The 15,683-nt window shown below is 65.8% G+C and carries 11 protein-coding genes; 1 reads left to right on the top strand and 10 read right to left on the bottom strand.

The features are described 5' to 3' along the window. Positions 1 to 97: 97 nt before the first annotated feature. Positions 98 to 1,237: a MaoC family dehydratase N-terminal domain-containing protein gene (locus tag LC060_RS00465; RefSeq protein WP_226631859.1), complete on the bottom strand. Its 1,140-nt coding sequence runs from the start codon at positions 1,235 to 1,237 to the stop codon at positions 98 to 100. Positions 1,238 to 1,270: 33 nt separating this feature from the next. After that, positions 1,271 to 2,833, bottom strand: a complete 1,563-nt coding sequence (locus LC060_RS00460) for an acyl-CoA synthetase (protein WP_226631858.1) — start codon at positions 2,831 to 2,833, stop codon at positions 1,271 to 1,273. Positions 2,834 to 2,936: 103 nt separating this feature from the next. Between LC060_RS00460 and LC060_RS00455 the strand changes: the two genes are divergently transcribed. Beyond that, positions 2,937 to 3,719: an IclR family transcriptional regulator gene (locus LC060_RS00455; RefSeq protein ID WP_226631857.1), complete on the top strand. Its 783-nt coding sequence runs from the start codon at positions 2,937 to 2,939 to the stop codon at positions 3,717 to 3,719. 124 nt (positions 3,720 to 3,843) lie between these two features. Here LC060_RS00455 and LC060_RS00450 read toward each other — a convergent pair whose 3' ends face one another. From LC060_RS00450 to LC060_RS00415, 8 genes are all read right to left on the bottom strand, one after another. Continuing rightward, complete coding sequence (locus LC060_RS00450; protein WP_226631856.1) at positions 3,844 to 5,445, bottom strand: SMP-30/gluconolactonase/LRE family protein; 1,602 nt, start codon at positions 5,443 to 5,445, stop codon at positions 3,844 to 3,846. Beyond that, positions 5,445 to 6,860: an aldehyde dehydrogenase family protein gene (locus tag LC060_RS00445; RefSeq protein WP_226631855.1), complete on the bottom strand. Its 1,416-nt coding sequence runs from the start codon at positions 6,858 to 6,860 to the stop codon at positions 5,445 to 5,447. The genes LC060_RS00450 and LC060_RS00445 overlap by 1 nt, the downstream gene beginning before the upstream one ends. A gap of 33 nt (positions 6,861 to 6,893) precedes the next feature. Continuing rightward, on the bottom strand, positions 6,894 to 8,624 hold the full coding sequence (locus LC060_RS00440; RefSeq protein WP_226631854.1) for a thiamine pyrophosphate-binding protein: 1,731 nt from the start codon (positions 8,622 to 8,624) through the stop codon (positions 6,894 to 6,896). 148 nt (positions 8,625 to 8,772) lie between these two features. Further along, positions 8,773 to 10,197 (bottom strand): aromatic ring-hydroxylating oxygenase subunit alpha, encoded by a 1,425-nt coding sequence (locus tag LC060_RS00435; RefSeq protein ID WP_226631853.1) that lies wholly within the window; start codon positions 10,195 to 10,197, stop codon positions 8,773 to 8,775. A 21-nt stretch (positions 10,198 to 10,218) separates the two neighbouring features. Continuing rightward, the gene (locus LC060_RS00430) at positions 10,219 to 12,060 is read right to left on the bottom strand and encodes a flavin-containing monooxygenase (protein WP_226631852.1); all 1,842 of its coding nucleotides are present in this window, start codon (positions 12,058 to 12,060) and stop codon (positions 10,219 to 10,221) included. A 140-nt stretch (positions 12,061 to 12,200) separates the two neighbouring features. After that, the gene (locus tag LC060_RS00425) at positions 12,201 to 12,695 is read right to left on the bottom strand and encodes a nuclear transport factor 2 family protein (RefSeq protein ID WP_226631851.1); all 495 of its coding nucleotides are present in this window, start codon (positions 12,693 to 12,695) and stop codon (positions 12,201 to 12,203) included. A gap of 18 nt (positions 12,696 to 12,713) precedes the next feature. Beyond that, positions 12,714 to 14,450, bottom strand: coding sequence for an FAD-binding protein (locus LC060_RS00420; RefSeq protein WP_226631850.1), 1,737 nt, complete (start codon positions 14,448 to 14,450; stop codon positions 12,714 to 12,716). Next, on the bottom strand, positions 14,447 to 15,628 hold the full coding sequence (locus LC060_RS00415) for a MaoC family dehydratase N-terminal domain-containing protein (RefSeq protein WP_226631849.1): 1,182 nt from the start codon (positions 15,626 to 15,628) through the stop codon (positions 14,447 to 14,449). The genes LC060_RS00420 and LC060_RS00415 overlap by 4 nt, the downstream gene beginning before the upstream one ends. Between the last annotated feature and the right edge of the window lie 55 nt (positions 15,629 to 15,683).

Below are 15,683 nucleotides of genomic sequence, written 5' to 3'. Positions count from 1 at the left end.
CATTTATATGGCTGTTTTTATTAGTAAATTTTATCATTCCTAAACACAGAGGCCCTCGTAATCCCCTTGGGATCACGAGGGCCCATGAACCATGTCCTCAGCCCTTGCTCGGCAGCTGCGCGATGGCGGTCCCGATCGCGCTCATCTCGCCGCGGTGGGTTTCGGCGCGTTGCTGCACTTCGACGAACTTCTTGCCGTCCTGCTCGAATTTGCGGACGACTTCGCCGGTGATGAAGAGCACGTCGCCGTCGGGATTATGGCGGCGGATCTGGCAGGTGTGGCGGGTCAGGAAGCCGTCGTCGCCAATCCAGTTGGTCATGTGGTGGGTCAGCCAGCTGCAGCGCTCCGGCCCGTAGTCGTAGGCACCGGGCGTTCCGACCTCGCGCGCGAAGTCATCGTCCCAGTGGACGCGTTCGGGCACGTCCTTGATCCCGAACTTGTTGGGAATGCCCAGCCCCGGATGCGCGTCGATCAGCTGGAAGTGCAACTTGTTGGTGCGGATATAGAGCCCGCCCCAGCCTTGCGCGTACCCGATGAAGCCGGTCACCGTCATCGGGCCCTTCATCATCTTGGGGAGCGTGTCGCCCACGGCGACGTCCTCCCAATAGCGCGGTGCGGCCCCGCGCACTTCCTCGTTGCGGTAGAGGTCGAACCATTCCTCCAGCTGGGCTGGGTCGATGGTCTCCACCTTACCTTTCACGCTGTCGTACTTGCTGCCGCGCTCGCGCGCTTCGTCGCGGTCGGTGCGGAAGACATAGCTGTCGCACTCGGCCACGTGATCGCCGTGCTGGTTGTAGAAATCGACGTGGTAGATCTGCTGATAGGCGCGCCCGGCGAAGCGGGTCTGGTGCTCGATCAGGTCCTTGAGGTGCGCCTCGGTACGGATCGTGTCGCCGCGCAGGACAGGCTTGTGCCAGGTCCAGTCCGCGCCCGCCCACATCGCATGGATACCGGGCAGGCCACCGCAATAGCCCGAGACGATGCGGCTGGTGGTGAAGAGGAAGCTGGGCAGCGCGACAATGCTGCCATAGCTGGATTTCTCCGCGTAGGCCGGATCGCACCACAGCGGGTTATCATCGCCGATGCCGTGGGCGTAGTGGCGAATGCTGTCGCGCGTTGCCTCGTAGTTCCACGGCTCGACCGTGTTCTCGATTGCTACGCCGATGCGCGCGCGCAGATCCTCGAGGCCTTCCTCGGTGATCTTGGGAAACTTCTTTTCCTGGGCCTGGGTTGCCATGGGTCCTCTCCTTGAAATTGCTGTTGTCGGGTGTCAGGCGTGGGTAGCCGCCGCCGCTTCACGGTCGCGCAGGACCTTGCGGTTGACCTTGCCCGCCGGGGTCTTGGGCAGTTCGTCGACGAACTCGACGATGCGCGGGAATTCATGTTGGGCGAGCCGCGTGCGGGTGAAATCCTGGAGCTCCTTCACGAAGCTCTCGCCAGGTAGGCGCGGCGAGATCACGAAGGCTTTCACCACCTGCCCGCGCTTCTCGTCGGGCGCGCCGATGACCGCGCATTCGCGCACGTCCTCGTGCTTGAGCAGGGTGTTCTCGATCTCCACCGCACTCATCGTCCAGCCCGCCGAGATGATGACGTCGTCGGCACGGCCGCAGTGGTAGAAGTACCCGTCCGCATCGATCTTCGCGCGGTCCTTGGTCGAGAGCCAGCCCGACTTGCGGCGCAGCATGAGCTCCCCCACTTCGCCCGGCTCCACCGGGGTTCCATCGGGTCTTTGCACCTGCAGCTCGAGCCCCGGCACCGGCTTGCCCAGCGATCCCGGCTTGACCGTGAAGTCCTTGGCGCCCGGGTAGTTCACCAGGACCACCCCGATCTCTGTCGTGCCGTACATTGAGCAGGCATCGACGCCGAACGTCGCGTCGATCCAGTCCAGCGTCGCCGGATCGATCGGTTCGCCGGTGTAGGACAGCTTGCGGATCGCAAACCTGAAATCGCCCGAGCGGCCGGTGTTCTTCATCATCCGGTAGTGGGTCGCGGCGGCCGACATGTTGGTGATCCCGAACTCCTGCAGCGCCTCCATCAGGCGCACCGCATCGAACTTGCCACGCCCCATCGTCCCTGTGGTGATGCCCAGCCCGAGCGGGGCCAGCGTACCGTGCCACAAGCCGTGTCCCCAAGCGGGCGAGGAGGGGCAGAAGAACTCATCGCCGGGGCGAATGCCGGTGCCGTAGAGCGCGGCGAACATCAGCGTGACGAGCGAGCGGTGCGTGTGGCGCACGGCTTCGGGCAGCTCGCGCGTGGTCCCGCTGGTGTACTGGAAGCAGGCGAGGTCCTCGCCCGAGGTCTGCGGCGTGTAGACATCGGGATACCCCGCAAGTGTTTCCAGCAGCGCCTCGTCCGCCACAACCACGCGCGGCCCCGCGATGGTGCGGGCCATCGGCGCCTTCTCGGCGTTGGTGAGGAGAATGGCCGGAGTACAGTCTTCCACCCGCAGGCGCAGCGCGTCGGGCCCGAACAGTGTGAACAGCGGCACCGAGATCGCGCCGTGCAGCATCGCGCCGAACAGGCAGACGTAGAAGGGCAGCGAAGGTTCGAGCATGAAGGCGATGCGCTCCCCCTTCGTGACGCCGTTGGCATCGAGCCAGTGCGCAAAACGCGCCGCGCCGCTGGCCAGTGCATCGAAGCTCAGGATCTCGTTCGTGCCATCGGCGTGGGCGACGCGCACCGCCGCCCGGCTCGAGCCATCGGCGTGGCGCAGGATCGCCTCGTTCGCGATGTTGAAATGTTCGCGCGTTCCCTCGAACAGGTCCCACAACCGCGCGGATGTGGCGTGCTGCTGCGCGTCGGCAAAGCTGGTGAAGTCGCTCAACAAGGCCATGGCCATTCCTCTTCCGGGCGAGTCCCGCCCTGTCGTCTGCCCCCCCCTTCTACGCAAGAACAGGCTTGCTGTTTCAAATATTGAATGCCATTCACTATATCGAATGAAAGATCGCTCTCTCGATACCGCTGTGAAGGACAGCAAGGCCCCGGCCATCGCCCGGGCAGCCGCAATCCTTCGCCTGCTCGGACACAGCGAAGTGCCGATGGGCCTGCAACCCATCGCGCGCGAGCTCGGCCTCGTCCCCAGCACCTGCCTCTACGTGTTGCGCGCGCTGGTGGAGGAGGAACTGGTCAGCCTTGATCCGGCGACGAAGCGTTATTCGTTGGGGTCTGGTGTCCTCTCGCTCGCGCGCCACCGGCTGCAACGCGATCCCTTTGCCAGCCTTGCCCAGCCGGTCTTGGCTGACCTTGCCTCACGCTTCGCGGTAACCTGCATCGGGGTCGAAATTTCCGGACTGGAGCGCATCACCGCCGTGGCCGTGGCCGAGGGCCCCGGCAACTTCCGCCTCTCGACCGAAGTCGGCAGCCGCTTTCCTGCACTGCTGAGCGCCACGGGCCGCTGCATCGCGGCCTTCGGCGACCACGCTCTGGAACGTCTGCGCCCCCGCTTCGAGAAGCTGCGCTGGGACAATCCGCCTGACTTTGCGCTGTGGAGCGAGCAGGTCCTAGAGACCCGCGCGCAAGGCTACGCAGCCGATGTGGGGCACTACATCGCCGGGGTCACGGTGATGGCTGCGCCCGTCTACCGCACGTCTGAAAGTCCCTCGCACGCGCTCGTCGCACTGGCGCTGTCGCGCACCCTTGATGAGGAAGCTCGACTTCGGCTCGGCAAGGCTCTCGTCGAAGGCGCGCAGACAGTGACGCGGCAGTTGGGAAACATGTGAAGACGATATCCGAGGGCCATCGCCCTCGGGCTCCCCGAACGAGCAACCTCACGTCCCGCGCGCCACGCTGGCTCAGAAAGGTGAGGTCGCCCGTTTGGGGGTCAAGGGGCGATGGCCCCTTGAATCATCTTCTTCCTTCTGAAGTCAGCCTCAGCACGCTGCCCTCCGCGTCGCCCGACACGTACACCGTGTTCGCATCGCCCGCAGCCAGTCCGCAGAAAGGGACCATCGGGCCGGACATGTCCCCCACGCCGCCCAGGAGCTTGGGGACCACGCCCGGAGGCGCCTTCACCGGAAGGCCGCTCGCAAGCGTTTCGCGCCGGCCCGTGGCAAGGTCGCACGCGACCACTTCCTTGCGGTCCACATCGACCACGAACAACGTCTCATCGACAACCGCGATGCCCTGAGGCTCGCCAAGTCCATCGAGCACGGTTTCCTTGCGACCGCCCTCACAGCGCACCACCCGGCCACCGGCGCTTTCGCTGGCCAGGACATCGCCCCGTGCGGTGATGGCAACGCCCATGGGCCGCGCCAGATCGCGCGCCAGTTCCTCGAGGCCTCCTGGCCCCGCAAGCAGCACGCGCCCTGCCCCGCCATCGGCGAAGACGACTGTTTCGCTATCGCGCATGGCGAGGCCGTAGAGGATCTCATGGCCCTTGCTGAGCGGGGTACTCGTGCCCTCGGCCATGTTCCAGCGCATGACCGCACCCATCGAATTGGTCGTTACCCAGGAGCCCTCTCCGGCCGGAGCCACGCCGCGCACAAAGCCGGGGAAGCCGAGCGAAAACAGGCAGCCGGCAAGTTGCGGCTTTCCGCCCGGTGCAAGGGTGTAGGTAAAACCGCCGTCGGCGACAAACAGGCTGCCGTCCTCGGCAAGCGCCAGTCCCATCGGCCATTGCAGCCCGCGCTCCACCAATGGACGAACGGAGCCATCGGCGCGGATTTCGGTCACCTCGCCGGGGATCGAGGAGACGAACAGGCGCTCGCCCACGAACGTGCAGTTGTCGAGCCCGGGCAGGAGTTGGGCCAGCACCTCGCGCGCGCCTGTCTGCGGGTCGATGCGCAGCACCTGCCCGCTCGCCACCTGGGTCGAGATGATCCGGCCCTTGCTGTCGAACTTGACCGAGTCCGGCACGCCAAGGCCCCCCACGACAACTTCAGGCGCGCCGCCGGCGGGATCGACCCGCCAGATTTCGTTGGTCGCCATGATCGGCATGTAGAGAAGACCGTCCGGCCCGATGGAAAAGGCGTTGGGCATAGGCACATCAGCCAGGATCTGGCGATGTGATCCGCCCACAGGATCGAGTTCGAACACGCGCCCGCCCATGCGGCATTCGCCTGCAAAGAGGCGGTCCTGGTGAACCGTGATCGGGTTCGCCACGGGCATGTCGCCGTGGATCACGCGGTAGCTTCCGTCCGGCGCCAGCATCGAGACGCGCCCCAGCGTGATTTCGGTGGCATAGAGATTGCCCGCGCTGTCAAAGGCGATGTCGTCGGGCGCGGTGATCGGCCCGTCAATCGCGCTGACAGGGCTGGCCTCTCCGGTATCGGGATCGAGCGCGGTCACCGCACTGCCTGCGACCTGGGCTACATAGATCCGCCCGTCCGCTCCGGTACGCAAACCATTGGCGCCGAACAGGCGGCTGGGCCGCGTGATCCGCTCCAGCGTCCAGTCTGGTGCGGCGCACGCCCCGTCCGGCCCAGCGTAGCGACTGGACAGGGGCATCAGCCGTGCCCCAGGATCGACTTGGTCTCCAGGTACTCGGCAAAGCCGTGCGCGCCCCATTCGCGGCCATTTCCGCTGCGCTTGTAGCCGCCAAAGGGCGCGGCGAAGTCGAACCCGCCATTGAGATAGATCGCGCCGGCTCGAATGCGCCGCGCGATGGCCCTGCAGGCCGCGATGTCCTCGCCATCGACATAGGCGGCGAGGCCGAAATCCGTGTCGTTGGCAATGGCGATGGCGTCCTCGATCCCCTCGTAAGGGATCATCACCAGGACCGGCCCGAAGATCTCCTCGCGCGCAATTGCCGTGGAATTGTCGCTGACGAACACGGTCGGCTTCACGTAAAAGCCCACCTCCAGTCCCTCGGGGCGCCCCGGTCCTCCGGCGATCAGTTCGGCCCCTTCCGCGATGCCTTGGGCAATATAGCTCTGAACGGTGTCGAACTGTTCCTTCGAGACCACTGGCCCCATCGCGACATTGCCCGAAGGATCCCCCACCGCGACCGCCTCGGCGGTCTTGGCGGCAAGCGCCTTCGCTTCCTCGAAACGGGCGGCGGGAACAAGGAGACGCGAGCCTGCGCTGCAGGTCTGGCCCGAGTTCATCATCATCGAGGAGACCGCGCTCGCCACGCGCTCCATCGTCGAGGCATCGTCGAGCACGATGTACGGGCTCTTGCCGCCCAGTTCGAGGCACACGCGCTTGACCGTATCGGCCGCGTCCTTCTGGATCTGGACGCCCACGCTCTCGGACCCTGTAAAGCTGATCATGTCGACGTCGGGATGGGTCGAAAGCGCGGTGCCGATGACCGAGCCCTTGCCCTGCACCATGTTGAAGACACCCGCCGGAACGCCAGCCGCATCGAGGATCTCGGCCAGGATCTGCGCGGAATAAGCGGCGAGCTGCGGCGGTTTCAGAACAACGGTGCAGCCCGTGGCAAGGGCAGGAAAGACCTTCACCGTGACCTGGTTGATCGGCCAGTTCCACGGCGTGATGAGGCCGCACACGCCGATGGGCTCCTGCACCACCAGCGTATCGCCCAGCTTCTCCTCGAATGTGTAGGATTCCAGAGCCGTAATCGCGGCATCAAGATGCCCAAGGCCCAGGAACGTGTGGAAGCCGCCGGCCAAACTTGCAGGTGCGCCCATCTCCTCGGTGATCGCGGCGGCAAGATCGCCCTGCCGCGCTTCGAACTCGGCCTTGATCCGGCGCAGCAGCGCAAGGCGCTCCTCGCGCGTCGAACGCGACCAGGCCGGAAAGGCGCGCCGCGCGGCGGCCACGGCCTTGTCGACATCGCCCGCACTGCCCAGCGCAATCCGGCCCGAGATCTTCTCATTGGCCGGATTGACGAGATCCTGCGTCTCGGTGCCTTCGGGTTCGACCCAGGCACCATCGATATAGAACATGCGGTAGTCGCGCATCTGCCTCTCCCCGGCCTTGCCTTTTCGCGATCCTTACTGCGACCCTTCGGCGTACCAGGTCCGGAACTTCTCGTACTTGGGCATCTCTTCGGAATTCGCCTTGGGATCGATGCGGACGTGGATCACCGCGCACTTGCCGCTGGCGTAGGCGCGTTCGATGGCAGGCTTGAGATCGGCGATGTCCTCCACGAACTCGCCATGGCAGCCAAACCCTTGCGCCATCTTGTCGAGCCGAACCTCGGTGCTCCAGTGCGTGCCGATCTCGCTCGTGCCCTGGCCGAAGGTGCGTTTGTAGACGCCAACCTCAAGGCCCCACTGGAAATCGACCCCGACCACGCAGACGAGCGGAAGCTTGCAGCGCACCGCGGTTTCCAGTTCGGCGACGTGGAACAGGAACGAGCTGTCCGAGGTGAGCAGCATGCCCGGGCGGCTCTTGCCGGTCGCGGCGCGGTCGGCGAGCATCGCGCCGGTCGCATAGGGCAGCCCGGTGCCGATGTGGCCGTAGTTCTGGTTCCAGATCACGTCGTGGGGTTTGCACTGCGAATAGGTCCACTGGTAGATCACCGTGGCGCCGCCATCGCGGATCAGGATACCGTCCTTGGGGAAGGCCTTGGTCGCTTCCACCACCATGCGCGAGGTGTGAATGCCGACCTCGCCGCCGCCAGATTTGCTTTCGGTTTCCCTGGCCAGCGCGTCGAGCTCGGCCTTGCCGTCCTTCATGAACGCCGCAAGCCCCGGGGCGGGATCACGCGGCGCGGCCTCAAGTTCGCGCACGAGCTGGGGCACGACACCGCGCAGGTCACCCACAAGCGGCACGTCGATCGGACGGTTGACACCGATCGCGGTCGGGTCCTGTTCAACGTAGATCCATTTGCGCGTGGCGTTGTTCTTGGCCCACCAGCGCGTGGTGCCATAGTGCAGCGGTTCGCCAATTTCGGTGCCGAGCGCCAGGACGAGATCGCTCGCCTCGACCGCTTCGAGCGAGGCATCGGAGAAGACGTACTGGAAGGTGCGGTCTTCGAGCCCCTCGATGTAGGACGTGCCGCCCGAGGTCTGGACGACCGGACAGTTCATCAGCATGGCCAGATCCTTCACCGCCGCGCCCATGCGGGTGGTGTGGACGGCGTGGCCCAGAAGCAGGATCGGGTTCTTCGCCTCGCCGATGAGCTTTGCGGCCTCGCGCACCTTGTCGATGTCCGCGCCCTGGTTGACGAGACGGTAGCTGGCGGGCGGCGCGACCTCGGGCAGGTCGAGCTCTTCCAGGATGACGTGGGCCGGGTACTCGATGTAGGACGGACCCGGACGGCCCGAGAGCGCCTGGCGGATCGCCTCGCGCACGATTTCGTCGGTCTGGTCGGCGTACTCGATCGATCCGGAATACTTCACCGAATCCTCGATCATCGGCTCCTGCCGGACGAACTGGATGCGCCCGCGCCGCACGCGCCGCTCGGTCACGCGCGCGCGCTGACCGCCCAGGAAGATGACGGGCGAGTTTTCGACCCGCGCACACTGGACCGCGGGCATCATGTTCGCCATGCCCGGCCCCAGCGTGCCGATGCACAGGCCGGGCTTCCCGGTCATCCGGCTCGCCGCCTCGGCCATGAACCCGGCGGCGGCCTCATGGTGCGGGGCCACGACCGTCCAGCCGCGCTTTTCCGCTTCGAGGAAGAGATGCACGAAATTGGGGTCGGGGATGCCAAAGAGCGTGTTGACGCCCTCGGCCTCGAACAGGTCCAGAATGCGCTTGTAGACCGGCGTTCCCATTGTCGATTCCCTCTTTCCCGAATGTCTTTGCTCTTGCCCGAGTGGGCGAGAGCCCTTGCCTCGACAAGCAGCGGCGGGGCAAAACCGCAGCGACGATGATGCCCTCCGCGCGGGCGAATTGCGGCCCGCCACGGCGATCCCCCGTGCCTCAGTCCTCGAGGAGTCGCGGCGCCCCGCGCCCTATGAAGCTGGCCAGATTGCGGTGCAGGTTGATGACCTTCTGCTCCTGGTGCGGGTTGGGCAAAGGCCCGCGAAAGCCGCTGGACTTCATGCCCTTGTGAACGAACTCCATGTTGGCGAAATCCTGCGCCAGCACCGCGCCCCAGTTCTCCCCGGTAGGCTCGGCATAGACCCACTCGGTCTCGGGCTCCTCGCCCTCCGGGAAGCGTTCGAGCGCGTAACTCTCGAAGATGCACTTGTCCGGATCATCGCCATAGGGGCGCACCCGGTAGCACAGCGCGAAGGTCACCCCGTGGAGGATGTTCTGATTGGGAAAGAGCCCCCAGGCGAGCCCGGCCTCGGCCATGATCTCGCTGGGAATTTCGGGCCAGGTGACGCCGCGCGCGGCATCGTCGGCTTTGGCCGATTTCATCCAGTGCGCGATCACCTCCTGAGGCGTCGCAGTCTCGGGCAGTTCGTCCTTGAGACGGCTTGCCGCCTTGACCAGTGTCTCGGTCGAGGCCGAGTAGTTCACCGTTTCGTAGTTCTCGCGGATGAGCTCGTAGGTCGAGACACGCGGGTCCAGCCCCGCCTTGCCCGAACGCGTCGTGCCCGAGCTCTCGCTCATCCGGTAATCGGCCTCGCGCGTGTCGTAGCCCGAGACCGAGTGCAGCCCGAACTGCTTCGAATAGGCGTAATAGTCGCCATAGCGCAGCAGCTGCGTATGGGTCCCCGCCACATGGTAGGGTTCGAGGAAGGCCTCGATCGCAACCTTCCAGTTGCAGTCGTAGATCGCCCACTGGCGCCACTTGTAGCGCATCTTCGCAAGTTCGAAGTGGTCGAGGATCTCGCCCGCGCGGCCCATCCACTCCTTCAGGGGCACGCAGTCGGGGTCCATGTTGATGTAGATGTAGCCGCCCCAGGTGTCGACGCGGACCTCGGAAAGGCAGGTCATCTCGGGCGTCAGTTCATTGTGCCAGTCCTGGGGATCGAGAATGAAGGTGTTGGCGCCATCGGTATCGAAGCTCCAGCCGTGAAAGCCGCAGGTGAAGCTGCGCCGGTCCGATCCGCGCACGTCATGAACCTTGCCCGGCAGCATGTCGGACACCGAGACAAGCTGGCGCCCCCGGTGGGGACAGACGTTGTGGAAGGCCTTGAGTGACCCGTCGCCCTTGCGCAGCACGATCACGGATTCGTCGGCGACGTTGTAGGTCAGCCAGTCACCGGGGTTGGGAAGGTCGCTTTCGCGCTCGACCATCTGCCAGACTTTGGGCCAGAGGTGCTTCTTCTCGTCCTCGAGATAGCTGCGCGAGAAGAACGCCTCGGTCGGGTAGGTTACCCGGCGCTCCGCATCCATGTCCTCTGCCGTGATGTTGCCGGTCGCAAAGCGCTCGGCTGCGCTGTCCTGGCTCATGTCCCTGCCCTTCCTGCGTTCCTATTGCGCCTCTTGTGAAATGCGCAGGTCCAGCCCCTCCATGTCGCCCGCCTCGCGCCAATCGCCAAGGAAGCGCAGGAAGTCGTCCCAGCCCGCGCCCCACGGGCGGAACAGGCCCCACTTGTGCTCCTTGGCGCCTTCGTTGTTGAAGTAGCTGGGCGGGCAGGAATTGAGGAAATCGGACTGGTCGATGGTGGTCGCCTCGAAGTGGGCGACATAGTCCTCCATGGCCTCTTTCGTCGGCTCGACCCGCTCGGCACCGCGCCGCAGCGCCTCGCCGATGATCCAGGCGATGTGTTCGCCCTGGCGCCCGAACTGCTCGGTAACCGAGGCGTTGAGACCGCCCTGAATGTAGCCGATGTAGAACTGGTTGGGGAAGCCGTGGGTCATCGTACCGTGGAGGGTCAGCGGTCCCTCGCGCCAGTGATCGTAGAGCGAGCGCCCTTCGGTGCCCTCGATCCTGTCGATGCCCCAGCGCCGCTCCAGATCGCTGGTCACCTCGAAGCCGCTGGCAAAGATCACGCAGTCGCAGGGGTACTCCGTGCCGTTGGCGACGAAGCCGTTCTCGGTCAGCTTCTGGATGCCGCGTGTTTCCGAGACATCGACCAGCTCCACGTTGGATCGGTTGAAGGCGGGGTAGTAGGTATCGCTTGATAGCGGCCGCTTGCACATGAAGTAGTAGTAGGGTTTGAGCGCCTCGCCGATGGTGCCGTCCTCGACCAGGGCATCGACGCGGCGGCGGAAGCGCTCCATGACACGGTGGTCCATCTCGGCGCGGCGGGCGAGATACTCTTCACTGCCGATTTCGGGCCAGCCCTCCTCGGCGAGTTCGGCGGCGATATTGCGGCTGATCTCGGTCCAGAAGTCGCTGACGAGGTCCTCGTCCCCGGGGCCGAAGCTTTCCATCGCGCCGCGCTGGAAATTGGCCTGGCGCGCGGCTTGCCAGCCGGGAGGCTGGCTCTCGAACCAGGTGCGGTCGGTGGGGGGATTGGGGCGTGCATCCACCGTCGCAGGCGTGCGTTGGATAACGTAGAGCTTCTTTGCGTACTGGGCGAGGATCGGCACGGCCTGAATCGCGGTGGCCCCGGTGCCGACGATGGCGACGGTCTTGTCGGCCAGGCGGTCCAGCTCGGGCCGTCCCGGCTCTCCGCCGGTATAGCCGTAATCCCAGCGCGCGGTGTGGAAGAGCTTGCCCTTGAAGGCATCGATCCCCTCGAGCGCGGGCAGTTTGGGCATGTTGAGCACCCCGTTTGCCATGATCACGAAGCGGGCCTCGATCCGGTCACCCCGGTTGGTGCCCACCTGCCAGCGCGCGGCGCCCTCATCCCAGACCAGCGAGGTCACCTGGGTCTGGAATACGGCCTTGTCGGCAAAGCCGAACTGCTCGGCGATCTGGCGAATATAGCCCTGAATCTCCCAGCCATCGGCGAACTTCTTGGACGGGACGAAGCCGGTCTCCTCCAGCAGAGGGAGGTAGCAATAAGCGTCGTTATCGCACTGGATGCCGGGGTAACGGTTCCAGTACCACACGCCGCCGAAGTCTCCGGCGGTGTCGAGCATCAGGAAGTCGGACACGCCCTGCCGGGCCAGCTGCACACCGGCCAGTGTGCCCCCGAACCCGCAGCCCAGCACCACGACATCGGTGCGCCCGGTGATCGGCGGGCGCGGGACGATCTCGACATCGGGATCCTTCGCCACGTCGGGAAACGCGCCTTTGGGCGGGACATAGTCCGCCTGACCGCCCTTGCGTAGCCGCCTCTCGCGCTCCTTCGCGTAGCGCGCGTTCATCGCGGCGACATCGATGTCCGCAATCGGCGGTACGTTGCTCTTGGTCAGTGCCATACGGATTTCCCTTGGCGGCCCCAGGCGGCATGCCGTGAGTGCTTCGCGTCCTGTTGCCTTCTACCGCTCCTGCAGGCCCAAGTGCGCGATGCCTTGCCCACGAAGGGCTTTATCGCATGGGCGATAGGCGACCTGTCCGCTCAGGCCTTGCGCACATAGGTTTCCTCATCCGGTCCCGGCGCGCCCGGAAAGGCGCCATAATCGGGCGTGTCGATGAGTGGAGCGGACAGGTCGATGGGACCGCGGTACTTGAAGCTCCAGAACCGCTCGGCAAAGCGCCAGGCGCCGTCTTCCTCGACGTAGCGGTCATGATATTGCCCGAAGGTGATGAACTGCGTGCCATCGGGCATCCAGGCAAACTCGGTCATCCCCAGACGCCCGCGCACACCCGCGCCCTCCTCGATCAGGATCGGCTGCCCGGTGACAAGGTGGATGCGCGTGCAGCGCCCCAGCAGCTGGCCGCAGCCGGTCTGGATGGCCTCGCGCCCCTGCATGTCGAGCCCTGCGATCTTCCAGGTACCTGCGCGGCTCCAGCAGGCCGCGAAGACATCAGCGTCCTGGCGCCAGACCGCATCGGCAAAGCGGGCGTGCAGCTGGCGAATGCCGAAATCGGCGGCGATCATGTCGAGAGCCATGGTGTCCCTTCCTCGCGCTCAGGCCGCAGGTTCGACCACGGCGCCCTGCGGCGCGCGAGCGGCGGTCATGGTGTCCAGCCCCGCAGCATGGCGCGCGGCGATGAAGCCGAACGTGAGCGAGGGGCCAATGCTCGCGCCCGCCCCTGCATAGACGTTGCCCATGACCGACGCGGTGGAGGTCCCCGTTGCATAGAGCCCCTCGATCACCGAGCCATCGGCCCGCAGCACGCGGGCGTATTCGTCGGTAACCGCGCCCCCGTAGGTGCTGACATCGCCCGGGACGACCGGCACCGCATAGAACGGTGCCTTGGCAATCGTCCCGCGCGAAGGCTCCTCGGAATAGGGATCGCCCACGAAGTGGCAGCCATCGTAGGCCCTCTCGCCGCGTGCGAAGTCCTCGTCCCGGCCCTGCCGCACAAAGCCGTTCCAGCGGTCGACCGTGGCCGAAAGCGCCCCGGCATAAACGCCGATGCTGGTGGCGAGCTCGGCAATGGTGTCGGCCTTGTGAAGGTAGCCCGTCTCCAGCCAGCCGGGCGGGATCTTGCGATCAATGAACGTGTCGGCGACCTTGTACTTCGCCGTGAACTGGGCATCGAAGATGGCCCAGCTGGGCACCGCAGGAACGTCGCGGTTCCGGCGCAGCATGGTCTCGCAGTAAAGCTCGTAGGAGCCCCCCTCGTTCATGTAGCGCTGGCCGGTCTGGTCGACGAGGATGGCGTGGGGCTTGCCGGTCAGGCTCTGCGCACCGGGCAGGACATAGGCGTTCTCGGTGCCTGGCGGGATCGTCGCCTGGAAGCCGACCATCTGGTCCATCTGCGCCAGCTGCGCGCCCACCGCCTCCATCGCGCGGTGCATGTCCCCGGTGTCGCCCTCGGGCACGAGGCTCCATTCCGCGCGCGTGCCGGGCATGTAGCGCTCGCGCATCTCCTGGTTCTTGCCAAAGCCACCGGCGTTCACCAGCACGCCCAGGCGCGCGCCGATGCGGCGGGGCGCGGGATCACCGGCCACCTCGACACCGCACACGCGGCCCTCTTCGCAGACGAGCCCCGTCACCGCGCTGTCGAAACGGATTTCCACCCCCGCCTCCAGCCCGGCCTTGAACAGGCGCCCCTGCAAGGCCGCGCCTGCGGTGGTGTAAGCGCGCCCGAGCAGCTTGTCGCGCACGGTACGCAGCGCAATGCGCGCCAGCATCTTCTTCGCATCGGGGTTGGTGCGCGCGTGGCCGACCTTGGCCGCATCGGCCAGGAGCACGTTGAATTCGGCAAAGCCCTTGCGCAGACGCCGCCGCATGGGCCCCAGCTGCTTGGTGTCGAAGGGTTCGGCGACCACGGTGCGGCTCGTCTTGCAGCCGCCGGGAAGCTCGTCGTAATAGTCGGGCCAGAACTGCGCCCCGCGCCGCAGCCGCACGCCCTTGCTTAGCAGGAAGTCGATGGCCCGCGGGCCATTTTCCAGATAGGCCCGGCGCTTCCCCCGCGAGGTTCCGGGCGCCACCCCGCCATCAAGGTTCTGCAGCGCGTCGAGATAGGTCTCGGCCTGCTCGATCGTGTCTGTCTCACCCTCGGCCAGCATGAAGGGGTTGGCCGGGATCCACATGACCCCGCCCGACTTGGCCGTGGTCCCCCCGGCATAGGCGGTCTTTTCCAGGACCAGGACCGAGTGCCCTGCCGCGCACATCACCAGCCCCGAGACGAAAGCCCCCGCCCCGCTACCCACCACAACCCAGTCGTAGGTCTCGTCGAAATCGGGCGCGCTCATTGCGCAGGGCCGCCCGGCCTTGCCGGCAGCGCGATCTCGGCACTGCCGGTCGCCATGACCGTGCCGAGCTGATTTTCCATGCGGTGCTTCACATGAACAAGGTGCATGCCGTCCCCCGTGACCGATGTCTCGGTCACTTCGGCGGTCTGGATCGTGATGTCGCCGGTCAGCGCGGGGCCACGGTAGTTGGCGATGGAATGGACGACGCGGCCATGCTCGCCCGCCCAGCCCGCAAGGTAGTCGGTGATCCACGAGCCCATCGAGGCGCCATAGCCATAGCCGCGCGGCATGCCGATCTTGCGCGCCCACTCGGGATTGAGGTGGCCGCGCGAGGGGCCGATATAGGCCCCGTCGGTCAGCTCGGGATTGACGAGGACCATGTCGGGATCGTTCTCGTAGCCCGCCATCTCGCGGGTGAAGCCCATGGCTTCCAGGTCCTGCTTGCGGAACTTGAAAGCGCCCCAGATCGACATGTAGAAGGCGCGCCATTCGGTGGCGAAGCTTGCCAGCGAATGCGGGCCGAAGACGCGCTCGGGCAGGACATCGCCCACTTTCACCTCGTCCCAGTACCTCGGCTTGTGGCCCAGATCGTGGAGGCCCTGGATCCAGGTGAACTTGCGTTCTTCCAGCGCCTCCAGCTCGGCCGGGGTCCATAGCGGGTCCTGCGCATTGCCCGTATCCGTGCTCGCCCCGCCGGCGGCCGCGCTGTAGCGGATTGCAGTCGAGCGCTGCTTGGCAATCTCCTCGCCGTGCTGGTTGGTGTAGATGTTGTCGCCGCGCTGAAAGCAGGTCGGCCCGGCAAAGCCGGTGTCCTTGACGGTGTAGTCGTAAGGCACGCGCAGCACCGAGATGCGATCGCCCGGGCGGATCTGCACGTCATGGAAGAACCATTCATCGCCCCCGAACAGGAGGTGCGACTCCGGGATACGCCCAACGCAGGCCGGGGCCGCGCCGTGACCATCGTCGCAGGCAATGGCAAAGCTCTGCGGCGCGATCAGCCCGCCCCAGCGCCCCTCCCCTGCAAAGTCGGGATCGTAGTGCAGGCGGTTGGGGTAGTGCATCGCATGTACCCAGCGGCGGATGTCGTTCGCCGCGATCGGCTCGCGCAGCTGCGAACTCTCGATCGGTTGCCCGAGGTACTGGTCGATATCGCTGGTGTCGAACGTCTGCGTAGCCAAGCGCCTGCTCCCATCTCTTTGGCCGGGATGGTCGCGATCGGAGGCGCAAGGGCAA

It is taken from the genome of Novosphingobium profundi, assembly GCF_020524485.1.
GTDB lineage: Bacteria > Pseudomonadota > Alphaproteobacteria > Sphingomonadales > Sphingomonadaceae > Novosphingobium > Novosphingobium profundi_A.
The sequence above is the reverse complement of the archived record's forward strand: the minus strand, read 5'-3'. Positions and strand labels throughout refer to the sequence as shown.

Coding starts and splice junctions, on each gene's coding strand:
- LC060_RS00465 (WP_226631859.1), bottom strand. CDS start 1,237: ATGGCAACCCAGGCCCAGGAAAAGAAGTTTCCCAAGATCACCGAGGAA.
- LC060_RS00460 (WP_226631858.1), bottom strand. CDS start 2,833: ATGGCCTTGTTGAGCGACTTCACCAGCTTTGCCGACGCGCAGCAGCAC.
- LC060_RS00455 (WP_226631857.1), top strand. CDS start 2,937: ATGAAAGATCGCTCTCTCGATACCGCTGTGAAGGACAGCAAGGCCCCG.
- LC060_RS00450 (WP_226631856.1), bottom strand. CDS start 5,445: ATGCCCCTGTCCAGTCGCTACGCTGGGCCGGACGGGGCGTGCGCCGCA.
- LC060_RS00445 (WP_226631855.1), bottom strand. CDS start 6,860: ATGCGCGACTACCGCATGTTCTATATCGATGGTGCCTGGGTCGAACCC.
- LC060_RS00440 (WP_226631854.1), bottom strand. CDS start 8,624: ATGGGAACGCCGGTCTACAAGCGCATTCTGGACCTGTTCGAGGCCGAG.
- LC060_RS00435 (WP_226631853.1), bottom strand. CDS start 10,197: ATGAGCCAGGACAGCGCAGCCGAGCGCTTTGCGACCGGCAACATCACG.
- LC060_RS00430 (WP_226631852.1), bottom strand. CDS start 12,060: ATGGCACTGACCAAGAGCAACGTACCGCCGATTGCGGACATCGATGTC.
- LC060_RS00425 (WP_226631851.1), bottom strand. CDS start 12,695: ATGGCTCTCGACATGATCGCCGCCGATTTCGGCATTCGCCAGCTGCAC.
- LC060_RS00420 (WP_226631850.1), bottom strand. CDS start 14,450: ATGAGCGCGCCCGATTTCGACGAGACCTACGACTGGGTTGTGGTGGGT.